This window comes from Priestia sp. GS2, from assembly GCF_036409025.1.
In the GTDB taxonomy this organism is placed as follows: Bacteria; Bacillota; Bacilli; order Bacillales; family Bacillaceae_H; genus Priestia; species Priestia aryabhattai_A.
In genome coordinates this window covers 2,598,218-2,613,879 of record NZ_JAZGJX010000001.1, presented here as the reverse complement: position 1 = coordinate 2,613,879, position 15,662 = coordinate 2,598,218, and the positions used below count along the sequence as shown (strand labels likewise).

Genomic DNA, 15,662 nt, shown 5'->3' with positions numbered 1-15,662 from the left:
TTTTAAGAAGTTTTATCTTGACGATATGCATGTTTATTTGATAAAACTATTTTAGTTAACTAAGTGAAATAAATATTTTATTAACTTTTTAATCATATAACAATAAAGAAAGGAGCGTGCGTAGTGAAAGAACGTCATGAGCTTCTCCATGAAATGGAGTTGTTGTTCCGCAGCGTATTTCGTCAGCTTCGACAAGAAATTAACAGCGTATTTGATTCGGAGTTATCAACTAATGCCTTTATGATTCTTCGCATGTTAAGAAATGGAGGTCCTCAAAAATCAACCGATATTTCAAAGCACCTACAGGTATCAGCTAGTCACATTACAGCTTTGACGGATTTGCTTTTATCTAAAGGGTACGTGGAACGAAAGAAGTCAGAGGCGGATCGAAGAATTGTTGAAATTGTCATTACTGAAAAAGGGCATGCTATATTTGAGGAAATTGAGGCAAAAAAAAGAGCGTACTTTTTTGAGCGGTTTAACGATTTTACAAATGAGGAAATTCAAATTATGAACACATTATTTCAAAAAATTGATCGTTCTTCGGAACGACAGTCAAACTAAGAGATACGTATGCCATAAAAATGATTCACTAGGTGAATTATTTGGTTGCCGAAAGGAGTAGACATATGGAACATTTAGAACATCGAAAAAAAGTAGCCATTATGATTGCAATTATGTCAGCAATGCTGTTTACAGCCGTAAACCAAACGATTGTAGGTACTGCATTGCCACGTATTATTGCTGAGCTACAGGGAATTGAATATTATAGCTGGGTATTTACAAGCTTTATGTTAGCTTCCAGTATTACAGCTATTCTAGTAGGGAAACTTTCAGATATTTACGGGCGTAAGCCGTTTATTTTAACAGGAATCGGTATTTTCATTATCGGTTCACTATGTGCAGGATTTTCAAACACGATGATTCAATTAATTATCTTCCGCGCTGTTCAAGGTCTTGGTGGAGGTTTAATTATGTCGACTGCATTTACAGCAGTTGGAGATTTATTTACGCCGCGTGAGCGCGGTCGTTGGCAAGGGTTACTAAGCTCAGTATTTGGTTTAGCCAGCGTATTTGGTCCAACGCTTGGAGGTTGGATTGTTGATAATGCAAACTGGCACTGGGTTTTCTGGGTATTCTTACCGTTTGGTATCGTTGCATTTGTTTTAATTTGGATGCTGTTTCCAAGTGTTGAAAAACGAGAAGGTGAAAAGGTCGACTATGCCGGTTCACTATTCTTAACAACAACAATTGTACCGCTACTATTAGCGTTCTCATGGGCTGGTTCTAAGTATGATTGGGTGTCAACACCAATCATTAGCTTATTTATTGGAACAATTGTTTCACTAGCTGTTTTCATTATGGTTGAACGAAAAGCAAAAAGTCCGGTACTACCGCTGCACTTATTCCGTAACAATATCTTTACGCTATCAAACGTTGTTGGATTTATCTTAGGTGCTGGAATGTTTGGAGCAGCGATGTACATTCCGTTCTTCATTCAAGGTGTTATTGGTCGTTCTGCAACGGCGTCTGGGTTAATTATGATGCCAATGACGCTTGCAATGGTACTTGCAAGTACGCTCGGCGGACAGTATATTACGAAAACAGGTAAGTATAAAGGGTTAGCAATCATTGGTTTAGCCATCATGTCAGCTGGAATGTTCTCACTTTCAGCAATGAATCAAGATTCAACGTCAACAAATGTAATCATTAACAATATTCTAGTTGGTTTAGGATTAGGAATGAGCTTCCCAGTGTTTACGCTAATTATTCAAAATGCTGTTGAACAGCGCTATCTAGGTGTAGCAACAGCATCTAGTCAATTGTTCCGTCAGCTTGGTGGTACCGTTGGAGTTGCGATTATGGGAACAATGATGAACTCACGTATGTCTAGTCACATGACAGAAGAAGTAAGCGGAGCATCTGTACCTCCTGAATTAGCTTCCAAGCTTCAGGGGTTAGATCCACAGGTACTAATGGACCCTGCGCGTTTAGCAGAAATTCAAAAGCAGGTACCGGCATCTATGCAACAAGCATTTGATGGCTTTGTATCTATTCTTCGTGAAACATTAAGCTATTCACTAACAGGTGTTTATCTAACTGCTGGTTTTATTGTTGTGACGGGTGTAGTTCTAACGTTCTTTATTAAAGCTATTCCGCTTCGAATGAGTCAGCGCACAGATGAAAAAGAAAACGAAGGACATGAAAATAAAGCAGGATAACCGAAGAGGAAGCTTCATAGCTTCCTTTTTTTCTGTACATAATAGTCGTTGAAGCAAGATAGTTGGTGTCTTAATTAATCAGTCGTATAATAAACATAAATACTTAAGAGGAGGTCTTCTCGTTGACACAATCTAACCATCAATTAGCCACGTTTGCTGGAGGCTGCTTTTGGTGCATGGTAAAGCCGTTTGACGAACAGCCAGGCATTCTGAAAGTCGTATCGGGCTACACTGGAGGCCATACTGAAAATCCAACGTATAAAGAAGTATGTTCAGAAACAACAGGGCACTATGAAGCGGTTCAAATTACGTTTGATCCCCAAGTGTTTTCATATGAAAAATTATTGGAGCTTTACTGGCCTCAAATTGATCCAACCGATCCAGGAGGGCAATTTGCTGACCGCGGAGACTCTTATCGTACGGCTATCTTTTATCATACCGATGAGCAAAAGCAGCTAGCCGAAGCTTCAAAGCAACAGCTAGAAAAGAGCGGCCGTTTTTCAAGCCCTATCGTAACTCAAATTTTACCTGCAAAGCCGTTTTATGAAGCGGAAGAGTATCATCAAGATTACTACAAAAAGAATAAATTTCGCTATTCAATGTACCGTCGAGGTTCCGGACGCGATCGGTTTATTAAAGAGAACTGGAAAGATACCGGTCGAGATGAAGAGTTGAAAAAACGCTTGACGCCAATTCAATACGAGGTAACACAAAACGATGCAACCGAACCTCCATTTCGAAATGAATTCTGGAATCATACAGAAGAAGGAATCTATGTAGACATTGTTTCTGGAGAACCACTCTTTAGCTCACGAGATAAATATGACGCGGGGTGCGGATGGCCTTCCTTTACCAAGCCTATTAACAAGGAAGAAGTAAAGGAAAATATGGATGTTAGTCATAATATGGTTCGTACGGAAGTGCGGAGCAAAGCTGCAAATTCACATTTAGGCCATGTTTTTGAAGATGGTCCGACAGAAGCTGGAGGATTACGCTACTGCATCAACTCAGCGGCTCTTCGATTTGTCCCTAAAGATAAGCTGGAAGAAGAGGGATACGGTGAGTATGTAGCGCTATTCAACTAATAAAAAGAGTGGGTCACGATGAAGGTGACTCACTCTTTTTTTGAGGTTCTTGCCGTGGTTCAGGTGTTCGTTTGCTTCCTTTTATTTTTGAACGAATAATGCTGAAAATAAATAGAAAAGGAATGTAAAGATAAATAACGTATGTTCCTATTTGGGAAACGGTGTTATTTAAAATATCTATGTTTTTTCGATTGTCAAAGAAAATTGAAAAAGCTAATAGAATTATCATAAAAGCTAATAAGTAAATAGTAGATTTTCCGCGAAACGTCCGTCTCATCCCTCGAACGCTGCACCATAAGGTTGTACAAATTGCTGGTAAAACAACAAGAAGCCATAACGAAATTACGATGTATTCAAATCGTTGGATAAAGGGAATCTCGATTATTTTAGCCATTGTAAGCGTCGGCCAAATCGTTTTTAAAAGCTGCCCTTGACTAAAATAAACAAATGTTACAATTGTTAAAAATGTATAGAGAATTGTTGTAAATAAAAGGCCAGCTTGCCCCCACTTGTAACTAGAGGGTCCATTTTTAATGTAGGGATAAAAAAATAAAATCGATTCAAACCCCAAGTAGCTAAACGTCATTGTTTTAAAAGAAGTAAACAACTCACCAAAGCTATGATCTAAAATCGGTAAGATATTGTTTACTTCACCTAACGACAGTGGATAAAATAATGAAAAAAATAAAGGTAATGGAAGAATCACCCCAAAGAATGCAATACCTGTAATGACGCGAAAACCACCTGAAATAATGTAATAAATCAGGGGAAGATAGATCAGTGAAATACTCCAAGTGGTTAGCTGCGGGAACATCCAGACCTGTAAAACTTCAATATATGTTCGATAAATTGTGATTGCAAAAGAGAAAAAGTATAGGCATAAAATGATATTAAAGAGATTGCCAATCCATTTTCCGAAATACAGGCGGTGGATTTCGATGACATCCGTATTTTCACGTTTTAGTACATAAAAGCACATCCAAAACAGAATAGAAACGGCTAAGCCAGAGGCAATGACTGAAATCCAAGCGTCATGTCCGGCACCTTTCACGATGTATCTTTGAAACCCTAGTAGTCCAACCCCTACTTGAACAGAATGAATTAAAAAGAACAGAAAGGACGGAGAGACTTGAAATTGTTCTTTCACGTTGTTTTCCACTTTGCTCCCTCCTATTGACTGATACCTGTTTGAACTAAATTTACATGCGCTTTTACATGGATATCCATATTTGAATAGTTTTCTCTAAAGCGTTGGCTGTTAAAGTTGCGCGTACGGCTGCGAACGTAATCTGTAAAGCAAATTGGGTCAACGCCTAATTTTTGAAGCTTTTTAATTAGATTATTGCTATCCTTCTCTAAGTTTGAGGTTAACTTTTCTTCAAGCATATTGATATTAGAGGGTGTTGTTAAACTGAGCCACTGTGGAAACTCTTTTACAAGGCCATCAATGTGTAAATGTACAACAATGGTAGGGTTCTGGCGGTTCCCTTTTAATGTATACTTTGTTTTAGTTCGGAGATTTTCCAAAATGACTTCTCCTGAATGTCCCTCGTGCTTAATATCCATTGTATAACGACCGTGTTTTGTCCCATCCAAGAGTAGCTTCAGTAAAAAGGTCTCTTTCATATCAATTGAAGAAATGTATTTTTCATTTTTAAACAATGCAATTCCTTCTAATTTGATTGCATCTTTTTCTTGGGATAACAGCGGTAAAAAAGGATCACGGTCATCGCTAAAAAAACTAAATAAAAACGTTTGTAAGTTAGTTAGTGGTAGGTTTTCAGTTTCAATATTCTGGTCAATTAAATTTGAGATAAACTGATAATCCTTAATTTTCTTTCGCGTAACAGAGCTTAACATTTCATGTGCATTACCGTCTGTGATGGCTACTTTAATGGTACGTCCTAAGTCGGGATTTCGAGCGAGCGTATTGACTAAATCTCGCATTCCATGTTTGGCATAGTCTTCACCAATTATGACGCTACGCAACTGGCCAAATGCCAAAGGAAGCGAAGACTTAACGTTTAGGTGAAGAGGGATATCAAAAGAGCTATCGCCTTTGGCTGCAATGATGCTTGGTTCCTCCGTTGGTCCATATTTAAAGATAGGGTATAAAACGGTTCCTCGAATTTTGTCTTTGTCCTCATCGTAATCGTATCCAATCGCATTCACGACTTGGATTTCATCAATTATTTCGCGGTCGGCACAGCTGATTAGAAAGAGACTACAACAAGCTATAACTATTAATTTTTTCATTGTTGTATATCCTCCTTGGTTACTCTCGGTCTAGATTTTGTTTCTTTTTTGATTTTTCAGGATTGTAGCGGAACCAGCTTAAAGGTCTTAAGTATCCAGGGCGCTTTGCTGTTTTGCTATATGGAAGTCTAAGGAACGTATCACGTTGGCTTTTTGCTCGAAATGGATAGACGGGAACCAAATAAGGCATACCAAGAGACTGTAAACGAAGTAGGTGAACAATTAGGTAACAAAAGCCAAAAATAATACCGACAAGTCCATACAAGGCTGCAAACAGTACAAAAGGGAAGCGCAAAAGTCGAATCGTATTAGACATTTTAAAAATTGGGGTTGTAAACGATGCGAGTGCAGTTAAAGAAACAATGATGAGTAAGACGTTACTCGTTAAAGCAGCTTCAACGGTTGCTTGCCCAATAACAATTCCCCCAACAATCCCAAGCGTTTGACCAACCTTAGAAGGTAGTCTTGCTCCTGCTTCTCTAAGCAGTTCAATAGTAATTTCTAAAAATAATACTTCTACCACAGGGGGGAAAGGGACATTCGTTCGTGAAAAAATAATCGGTCCCAGTAAATCCTTTGGCAACATTTCATAATGATAGGTAACAACGGCAACATATAGCGGCGTTGCAAAGATAGAAAAGAATACGCCAAACATTCGAATTAAGCGAAAGAATGAGCCTAGCACCCACGGTAAATAATAGTCTTCAGGTGAAATAAAAAAATCAAGCAGCGTGGATGGTCCCGTCACTGCGTAAGGAGAACCGCTTGAGAAAAAGGCCACTTGGCCATTTAGCAAGGTAAACAATACGCGGTCTACTCTCTCGGTTGTTAGAAACAAAGGAAATGGTGTATTTGAATTATCTGAAATGAGCTGCTCGAGCATGGTGCTGTCAAAGATTACGTCAAAGTCAAGAGATTCTAAACGCTGTGTCATGGTATCCACGTGCTGGGGATTCGTTACGTTTTCTAGGTAAACAATTACTACCCGTGTTTTGGACTTTTGCCCGACCGTAATCTCTTTGAACACTAAATGTTCAGAAATCAAGGTTTTTCGCATGAGATATAAATTAACATCAAGATCTTCTACAAATCCGAGCTTTGGACCTACGACGCTAAATTCATTTTCAGTTTCATTCTCTGTGCGAAATCCTGTATCAAAACTTTGAACCTTAATTAAAGCAACTTCTCTGTCGTTTGTATGAAGTTGAAACATAACGTATCCGCGAAGCATTTTTTCTAAAATTTCTTGAGTATCTTTAGTGATAGAGATATCTTCAATCGGTAATACGTTTTCGACTTCGTTGACGTTTGTTAACGTAAAGTCAATGAGCTGAATAGGCTTTATAATTTTATCTTCAACGCTTTGCATCTGGACGAGCTGTTTAAAGTACGTAATGACGTATTTCTTATGCTGAGCTCCAATAGCGAGCGTTGTAAAATCACTGGATTTACTAAATTGCTCAATAATTTCATCCAGAGTTTTCTGTGGTTGTTGATCAGCATTTCTCTTTTTAAATAAACTCTTGAACATAAGTATGCTCCTTATCATCAGTCCTCATCTGTTATTGGTAGTTTGTTCATGTATTTCCTTTTTATGCGATGAAACTTTTCTTCTGAAGGATTAGTGCATTTGTAGGGTTTATGGGCTTGTAAACAGGTATTTACGCGATTTTAACGAATCTTTACATTGCCATAAAAGTGCATTTACAAAAAATTGTTAGATTTAAGCATGTAGAAAAAAGAGCGATACGAAGGGAGCACGATGAAATGAAAAAGAAATTATTAGGGGCAACGCTTGCTGGTGCTGTAGCACTCGGTTCTTTTGGATTAGGAAATGCATTAATGGAAACTGAAGCGAAGGGGCCAAAACAGCAGGAGAAAAAACCAAAAAACGTTATTATGATGGTAACGGACGGAACAAGCTCAAGCACAACAACATTAGCAAGATGGTATAAAGGTGCACCTCTACATATGGATCAGTTAATGGCTGGAGGGGTTCGCGCTTATTCAGCTGAATCAGCAATTACGGATTCAGCACCAGCAGGAACAGCATTGGCTACTGGTAATAAATCTAACTCTGGATATGTAGGAGTGCTTCCTTCACTTGTCACAACACCTGGTGTTGAACAAATAAAAGAAGAAGACAAGTACCGCCCAGTAGCAAATGTTCTAGAAGGAGCAAAGCTATCTGGAAAAGCAACAGGAATTGTAGCAACTTCTGAAATTCAACACGCAACGCCAGCTGGTTTTTCAGCCCATCATCACGATCGTAATAACTTTGATGTACTAGGTGAGCAGCAAGTATACCAAGGCATAGACGTTGTACTCGGTGGTGGTAAGCAATCACTTGTCACAGGAGAAGGTAGTAAAAATCGTAAAGACGGTGAAAACTTAGTTGAAGTAATTGACGAAAAGGGCTATGATTTTGTAGAAAATCGCGATGAGTTATTAAAATCAAAATCAGATAAAATTTGGGGTTCATTCTCAGATTCAGCGCTTGCTTACGAAATGGACCGTAAACAAACAAAGCCTCAAGAGCCGACAATTTCAGAAATGACGGATAAAGCACTTACTACGCTTTCAAAGGACAAGGATGGATTTTTCTTATTCGTTGAAGGCAGTAAGCCAGACTGGGCGGCACATGCAAACGATCCTGTTGGAATGGTAAGCGACGTGTTAGCTTTTGATAACGCAGTAGGGAAAGCAGTCGAGTTTGCGAAAAAAGATAAAAATACAATGGTTATTGTTGTATCAGATCACGGTAATAGCGGTATTTCAATCGGAAGTAAAAATACAGATAAAAACTATGATACAACGCCTGTTTCAGCGTACATTGACCCGTTGAAAAAAGCGAAAATGACGTTAGAAGGCGCAATGGGCTCTCTAAATAAAGACTTATCAAACAAAGAAGAAGTGGCTGCTTTATACGGTCTAGACAACTTAACGGATGATGAAAAGAAACAGTTAGATGCAGCGAAAGATAAAAATGCAATTGGAGTAACATTATCTAAACTGCTGGCAAATCGTGCAAACCTAGGCTTTACGACAGGTGGTCATACGGGTGAAGACATGTTCTTGTATTCATACGGAGTAGATCGTCCTGTGGGGCATTACGATAATACTGATCTTGCTAAGCATATGGCAAAAGCAATGAATTTCGACTTAGATAAACTAACAGATGAGCTGTTTATTGAAGCTACAAAAGCATTTAAAGGTGCTAACGTAACAGTAAATAAACAAGATCCACAAAACCCTGTATTAGTTGTAAAATCAAACAAGCGTACGGTAGAGTTTCCTGTTAACAAAAATATTGCGATTGTGGATGGGAAAGAAATTGAAATGAATAGCGTGGTCGTGCAAGATAAAAACGGTCGCTTCTTCGTATCAAAACAAGCAGAAGATATTGTGAAAAAAGGGAAATAAGCGTTTGAAATATATAGCTCACCGGAAGTGAATTCTTCTGGTGGGCTTATTTGTTTTTGTTTCATCTCTTGTTAATGGTTAAAAAGACCTATATAAAAATACAGTTTTTAGGCATTCCTTTATGCATAAGTGGAAGAAGTGTAGTATGATAGACTTGGTGTATGAATTGATTAGTTCATTTCTCATATATATGTTGTTACGGTTATATGCTACACTTTTGATATCCAAATACTTACTAAATTTGAGAGAAACTAGCGAGGTTTTTCTCCTTAGCATAAATGTTCATTTTTGTTTTTAATTTAACGGAATAGATAATGTAAAAGGATTAGAAAGAATGTTAGAAGGAGCGACGTTTGTGAAAGTATTAATTGCAGATGATAATATAGATTCAATTGAAATCTTAGAATATTTTATTTCTCAGGTACCTGGCTTTGATGTCATTGGCTCTTGCAGGGATGGTGAAGAGTTAATTCAGCAAGTAATGGTACAAAGTCCAGAGCTTATTTTGGTAGATATTAATATGCCGAGCATGAGCGGATTAGAAGCTGTGAAAGAATGTTTGAAGATTAAACCAGATTTACGCTTTATCTTTATAACAGGGTATGATCAGTTTGCGGTTGAAGCTTTCGAATTATCTGCTCTTGACTATATTGTTAAACCGATTGAAAAGCAACGGTTATATGTAGCATTAGAGCGCGCTAAAAAAACGCTTGCTAAACAAGAAAAAGACAATTCAACTAAATCAAGAGCAAAGCGATTACCTGTTAAATTTAACGGATCTACTTACTATATACCAATTAACGAGATTGTTTTTATTGAAAAATCAGGAAAGAAATGTTTAATATTCACACAGTTGAGAACATATGAAACATATGAAAACATCAGTGATATTTATATGTATTTAGATCCAAACGTTTTTAGCCAAACGCATCGATCTTATATTGTTAATCTGGAAAAGGTCTCTCATATTACTCCTAGAAATGAAACGTACCTAGTCTACTTTTTGAATTTTGATGAATATGCTCATATCTCGAAATTGAAAATTCAAGAAGTGCAAAAGCAGCTCCATGATCTAATGGTCAATTAACAGTTGAATTAAATACACTTGCACGTAACAGCAGGCGAGCCTTTGAAACGGTTCGTCTGTTTTTACGTCTTGCTTATGAGAAAGGAGAGAATGACTCTGGAAGGTAATTACAATTTATTTACCGTTTTCCTGGCAATAGTAGTAGGCATTTTATCTGCCTATACAGCCTTAGATTTAATTGAGAGAAGCAGTAGCTCACCGCGTCCTCAAAAAAAATGGGTATTGATGTCAGCTTTGTCCTTTGGGTTAGGTGTGTGGGCGGTACAAGTTATTGGCTTACTCTCTTACTATACGCCTATCACGTTTCAAATTAATATGTGGATGTTGATTGCTTCATTATTAGTAGCCTTTCTAGGAAGCTTATTATCCTCTTGGTTATACATGATAAAAAAAATGTCCATCATTTCAGGTATATTAATCGGCATAACACTTTTGATGACGCACTATATACTTCTTTTTTCATTAAAAAGCAACATAGCACTTCAAGTTCAACCATGGGCCAGCTTGCTCAGTGCCACTATTTCATTTGTGCTAGGTGCGTATATTGTTCATGCTTGGTTTTATGTGAAAACGTTGGAACAAAACCAAATGATGAAGGTAATGAGCTCAATCGTTACGGGCTGTGGACTTGCAGCTATGCATTACATTCACTTAGCGGGTTATTCATTAAAGGAAGGTACGTTTATTATTAGGCGATGGGGGCAGTTTTTGCCATACCAAGAACCGTTTGCCGGGTTGGTGGCAAGTGTTACCCTTACAATTCTTATTTTATTTTTGTTAATTGCAGCTTATAAAAAACATGCTGAGTCGCACACAAATATGATAAAAGAAGCATCGTACCGTTCACTATTTAACTATAATCCAGATATCGTATGCTCTATTAGTGTTAATGGATTTATTAACGTAATGAACACAAAGGGAAAAGACGTCACTGGGTATGCTATGCATGAAATGGAACACTTACCTTTTCTGATGCTTTTTCCACCTGATGATGCAGAGCGAATTCAACACTTTTTTCAACAATCGCTCGATGGAACGTCTGTTCATTATGACGCAACGTTGATTAAGCAAAATGGAGAAAATATTTATGTAGAAGTTACTCAAATGCCCATTATCGTAAACGGTGAAAGCCACGGTATATATGTGATTTTAAAAGATATTACAGAAAGAAAAGTCGCTCAAGAAGCATTGTGTACTTTACAAAGTGAATTAGCATTAACAATGAACCAGCATGATGGGGTCATTTTTAAGCTAAAAAAAGTAAATGGTAAGTTTCTATATACCATGTCTGAAGGAAAATTGAAAAAGGGATTCGGCTTGGATACTGATGAGATGGTAGGCAAAGCAATAGACATGTTTTTAGAGGGAAAACAGCTACAAGAAAAGCATAACCTATATGAAAAAGTATGGAATGGCCAGGCACTATCATATGAAGGATTTTTCAGAGGGATCCCGTATTATGAAACACTCACACCCGTTATAAAGGGCGATCAAGTTGTTGAAATAATTGGTAACATGATTGATATTACCAATTTGCATCGTGCACAAGTACAGCTTGAAAGAAGTGAAGCTATGTATAGATCCGTGCTTTCTACTATGACAGAAGGAGTTGTGTTTCATAATTGTGAGGGAGATATTGTTGCGGCGAATGAACATGCAGCAAGTATCTTAGGGATGAGTTATGATGAATTTTATCAAATAAACACAATGAATTTAGCATGGAGAATGATTCACCCAAATGGTGAAATCTTTCAAAAAGAGGATATTCCATCTGTACGATGTTTAAAAACTGGAAAGGCAGTTGAAAACGTTGTAATGGGAATATGGGTGACACCGCATAAGCTTATTTGGCTTTCAATTAATGCGCAGCGTTTGTCTGATAATGAATACCATGAGGGCGTTGTAGTAACATTTAAAGATATTACTAAGCAGCGACAGCAAGAAGTAGAACTGTTGCAAATAAATAAGCGATTGGTGGTTGCAAAAGAAGAAGCAGAAAAAGCTAACCAAACTAAAACCGAATTTTTGTCAAAAGTGAGTCATGAGCTAAGAACACCCCTCAATAGTATTATGGGCTATACGCAAATTTTAGGTGATCAGGAATTGCCTCCTATACAAACAGGGCATGTTCAAAAAATTATGAGGGCAAGTCAGCATTTGTTAAATTTAATTAATGAAACAATGGACCTGTCTAAAATTGAAGGTGGGCACGTTTCATTAAATATGGAGTCTCTATCTGTTCAGCAGGTGTTAGAAGAAGCTTATAAAACAATGCATCCTATTGCCTTAGAGCATAATATGAACCTGACGCTTTTACAACAGCAGCCAGATGTATACGTGTATGGAGATAATCTGCGCTTACAGCAAATCCTGCTTAATTTGCTCACTAACGCAGTTCGCTATTCTAAGCCTTATGGGAGTATTAAATTGGCTTTCAAGTCTGATGAGCATGTTGTAACGATTTATGTAGAAGATGAAGGCATCGGCATTTCATCATCAGAAATTCAAGATATTTTCAAACCTTTTTATCGCTCCAAATCTGTTATGATTGACGGAACAGGTATCGGCTTATCACTAGTTAAACAACTGGTGCTAATTATGGACGGAACATATGGAGTAGAAAGTGTAGAAGGAATAGGTAGTACGTTTTGGGTTCAATTTCCCGTTGTAAAAGCTTCTGACAAGAGCCCTTCAATAAAAGAGAAGTCAGTGTTACAAAGCATAGCTTCCATAGAGAAGGCTAGCGTGCTGTATATCGAAGATTACGATGAGAATATTGAACTCATGCAGTCAGTACTAGCTCCTTATAACAACGTTGAGCTATTTATTGCAAAAAATGGACGTCAAGGAATTGAAGCTATCCAAACGATACATCCAAAGGTAATTTTACTTGATATGAACTTACCAGATATATCAGGTGAAGAAGTAGTAAAAGCAATCAAAAGCCAAGATCAGTTAAAAGACATACCTGTGATCGCAGTTACCGCTAATGCCCTACAGGGTGATGTTGAAAAAGCAGTAAGTATGGGGATTGAAGAGTATATTACCAAACCTATTCATATTGAGACATTTTTACACAAGTTAGCACGTATACTGAATGTAAAGAAATAAATAACTGTTTTTCATTGACAAGTTGGAAAAAGTTACGTATTATGATAATAACTTAATACACTTACTTCATCTAAGGAGTAAAGGGGAGTAGCGTCAGGGAAACCTGAAACAAAGTCGTCATTCCATGGATTGTATCCATCGGCTTTGTTGGCATAACGAATTTATTTATGCTTAGCAAGACCTTTGCCATATTTGGCAAAGGTCTTTTTGTGTTTTCTTTGCCGAATTAGGGAAAAAGATTAGTAAGAGAGAGAAAAGAGAGGAGAATGTTTATGGATGCATCATTGTTATTAGAATATGGGTGGGTGCTGCTTGTTCTCATCGCCTTAGAAGGAATTTTAGCTGCTGATAATGCGCTTGTAATGGCGATTATGGTAAAGCACTTACCGGAAGAGCAGCGTAAAAAAGCATTGTTTTACGGGTTAGCGGGAGCATTTATTTTCCGCTTTGGTTCACTATTTGCGATCTCATTCTTAGTAGATGTTTGGCAAGTGCAGGCAATCGGAGCAGTGTACTTATTGTTTATTGCAATAAATCATCTCGTAAAACGCTATTTGAAAAAGTCAAAACATGATGAAACAGTTACAAAGGAAAAAAAGGGTTCAGGTTTTTGGATGACTGTTTTAAAAGTAGAGTTAGCAGACATTGCGTTTGCAGTTGATTCAATTCTTGCAGCGGTTGCTCTAGCCGTCACGCTTCCTAATACGCCACTACCTAAAATTGGTGGATTAGATGGTGGACAGTTCGCCGTTATTTTTGCAGGTGGATTAATTGGATTAATCATTATGCGTTTTGCAGCAACGTGGTTTGTGAAATTATTAAATCAACGACCAGGCTTAGAAACAGCTGCTTTCTTAATTGTTGGTTGGGTAGGGGTCAAATTAGCAGTCTATACGCTTGCTCACCCTGAATTAGCAATTATTGATGAGCATTTCCCAGAATCAAAAGGATGGAAGCTTTTCTTCTGGATCGTACTAATTGCAATTGCTGTTGGCGGTTGGTTCTTATCCAAGGGTAAAAACCAGAGTGAAATTGAAGGTTCAGATGATGCACAGGATGCGTTGAAAAAAGTAGATCATCAATAATAAAAGAGGCTGAGACATAAGTGTTTCAGGTCATAATCAATCCGAACTATTGGGAGTTAACGACTCTTTTATAGTTCGGATTTTTTTCTAATTAGGAAATTCATTTTAGACGATTAGTGGAGTGCAGCGTAAGACACATAACTTCCGGGGAAAACAGAGGAAAGACTGAGGCCTCTCGTAGCGAAGAGGCTCAGAATCCTTCCCATGGAAAGCGAATTTTTGGAGCGCAATGGAACGAACTGGTCATAAAAACCTGATTACTTTAGAAAAGTGATAATGGGTCTTTTGGAAAAAAACATTGCGTTTTGTTTCAGTTTTTTTGCATCAGAAAAGCAGGTGCCTAAAACACCTGCTTTTAGCCATATTATGAAGTTGTTAAAATTATTTGTGTTGCCCGCTTAAATGAGCTTGAGCTTGTTGTACTAGACGTTTTGTAATTTCGCCACCAACTGATCCGTTGCTACGAGCAACCGTATCAGAACCTAACGTTACTCCAAACTCTTGAGCAATTTCTGCTTTGTATTGATCTAAAAATTGTCCCACGCCAGGAACTAACAATTTATTTGATTTAGCCATGGTTTCATTCTCTCCTTTTGTTAAAGTTCAACGAATAATCATCGTTGTAATCGTAGTATGTACTCTTGGTTTATTAGCATACTGGTAATGGTTTGAAGGAGATAAAAAAAAGCCCAACTTCAGAAGAAGTTAGGCTTTTTGTTTTATTTTACAACTGCATATTGGTCAACTGATTGAGCAAATGACTTTTGTAGAGATTTTACTTGCTCTACGTATGCATCAGATACTTGTTGAAGCTCTTCACGCGTTTTCTTTTGCTCTTCTAGTAGCTGTGTAATAACTTGGTGGTATTGCTCTTGAGCTTGTTTCACCATTGTATAACCAGTTTTGCTTTGGTTTACAGATAATGATTGTAGCTTGCTTAATGCTTCACTCATACGATTTGTCCACTCTTCGTATGAGTCTGCCACTGCATTGCCTGCAGTTCTGCGTAAGTTTTCAACTGTTCTTTGCTGAAGATTTTCAAGCTCAGCCTTCCATTGCTTATCAACTTCTTGAAGTTGTTCAACGGCTTTTGACACAAACTCTTGTTGTTGCTCTAAAGTTTTTAACGTCCATAGCTCAACTTGTTTATTTCCTTCAGCGATGTTTTCTAGTCCTTTTGTCCATTGATCCCACATTGCATCGATTACTGTTTCATACTTTACTGTTGCCATAATCAAATTCCTCCTCGGTTGATTGGCTTGCGAACAGAATAGATTTATGAAACGTTAGAGATGTTTGTCGTAGATGTAAGGCTTAACATTTCAGCTAGCTCGCGAAATAGCCGTTATTTTTATATAAGGAAACGTAGCGTCAAACTACGTGACTCCTTTTG

Annotated in this window: 12 protein-coding genes and 1 riboswitch; of the genes, 7 read left to right on the top strand and 5 right to left on the bottom strand. The window is 37.7% G+C overall.

The window, feature by feature from the left end:
* Nucleotides 1–123 precede the first annotated feature (123 nt).
* The 3 genes from V2145_RS13425 (at nt 124) to msrA (ending at nt 3,307) form a co-directional block, all read left to right on the top strand.
* Complete coding sequence (locus tag V2145_RS13425) at nt 124–564, top strand: MarR family winged helix-turn-helix transcriptional regulator (protein WP_094911660.1); 441 nt, start codon at nt 124–126, stop codon at nt 562–564.
* A gap of 65 nt (nt 565–629) precedes the next feature.
* Nucleotides 630–2,222: an MDR family MFS transporter gene (locus V2145_RS13420; protein ID WP_094911659.1), complete on the top strand. Its 1,593-nt coding sequence runs from the start codon at nt 630–632 to the stop codon at nt 2,220–2,222.
* A 122-nt stretch (nt 2,223–2,344) separates the two neighbouring features.
* On the top strand, nt 2,345–3,307 hold the full coding sequence (gene msrA / locus V2145_RS13415; protein WP_311858790.1) for a peptide-methionine (S)-S-oxide reductase MsrA: 963 nt from the start codon (nt 2,345–2,347) through the stop codon (nt 3,305–3,307).
* A 13-nt stretch (nt 3,308–3,320) separates the two neighbouring features.
* Here msrA and V2145_RS13410 read toward each other — a convergent pair whose 3' ends face one another.
* From V2145_RS13410 to V2145_RS13400, 3 genes are read right to left on the bottom strand one after another with little or no spacing between them, the layout of a single operon-like run.
* A complete protein-coding gene (locus tag V2145_RS13410) occupies nt 3,321–4,466 on the bottom strand; it encodes a GerAB/ArcD/ProY family transporter (protein ID WP_311858788.1) in 1,146 nt (381 codons plus the stop codon).
* Nucleotides 4,467–4,477: 11 nt separating this feature from the next.
* A complete protein-coding gene (locus V2145_RS13405) occupies nt 4,478–5,563 on the bottom strand; it encodes a Ger(x)C family spore germination protein (RefSeq protein ID WP_311858786.1) in 1,086 nt (361 codons plus the stop codon).
* 19 nt (nt 5,564–5,582) lie between these two features.
* Nucleotides 5,583–7,094, bottom strand: a complete 1,512-nt coding sequence (locus V2145_RS13400) for a spore germination protein (protein ID WP_311858784.1) — start codon at nt 7,092–7,094, stop codon at nt 5,583–5,585.
* A gap of 236 nt (nt 7,095–7,330) precedes the next feature.
* Here V2145_RS13400 and V2145_RS13395 point away from each other — a divergent pair, with 236 nt between their 5' ends.
* The 4 genes from V2145_RS13395 to V2145_RS13380 all read left to right on the top strand — a co-directional run bounded on the left by V2145_RS13395 (nt 7,331) and on the right by V2145_RS13380 (nt 14,269).
* Complete coding sequence (locus tag V2145_RS13395) at nt 7,331–8,986, top strand: alkaline phosphatase (RefSeq protein ID WP_094911654.1); 1,656 nt, start codon at nt 7,331–7,333, stop codon at nt 8,984–8,986.
* 334 nt (nt 8,987–9,320) lie between these two features.
* Nucleotides 9,321–10,073, top strand: a complete 753-nt coding sequence (locus V2145_RS13390) for a LytR/AlgR family response regulator transcription factor (protein ID WP_094911653.1) — start codon at nt 9,321–9,323, stop codon at nt 10,071–10,073.
* 90 nt (nt 10,074–10,163) lie between these two features.
* Nucleotides 10,164–13,184 (top strand): PAS domain S-box protein, encoded by a 3,021-nt coding sequence (locus tag V2145_RS13385; RefSeq protein WP_330987832.1) that lies wholly within the window; start codon nt 10,164–10,166, stop codon nt 13,182–13,184.
* A 70-nt stretch (nt 13,185–13,254) separates the two neighbouring features.
* A riboswitch (yybP-ykoY riboswitch) is annotated at nt 13,255–13,357 on the top strand.
* 99 nt (nt 13,358–13,456) lie between these two features.
* Complete coding sequence (locus V2145_RS13380) at nt 13,457–14,269, top strand: TerC family protein (RefSeq protein WP_094911651.1); 813 nt, start codon at nt 13,457–13,459, stop codon at nt 14,267–14,269.
* A gap of 381 nt (nt 14,270–14,650) precedes the next feature.
* On the opposite strand, the gene V2145_RS13375 is transcribed toward V2145_RS13380, so the two are convergent.
* Together V2145_RS13375 and phaP are read right to left on the bottom strand one after the other, a co-directional pair.
* Nucleotides 14,651–14,845, bottom strand: a complete 195-nt coding sequence (locus V2145_RS13375; RefSeq protein WP_094911650.1) for an alpha/beta-type small acid-soluble spore protein — start codon at nt 14,843–14,845, stop codon at nt 14,651–14,653.
* Nucleotides 14,846–14,988: 143 nt separating this feature from the next.
* Nucleotides 14,989–15,501: a polyhydroxyalkanoic acid inclusion protein PhaP gene (phaP, locus tag V2145_RS13370; RefSeq protein WP_094911649.1), complete on the bottom strand. Its 513-nt coding sequence runs from the start codon at nt 15,499–15,501 to the stop codon at nt 14,989–14,991.
* Nucleotides 15,502–15,662 lie beyond the last annotated feature (161 nt).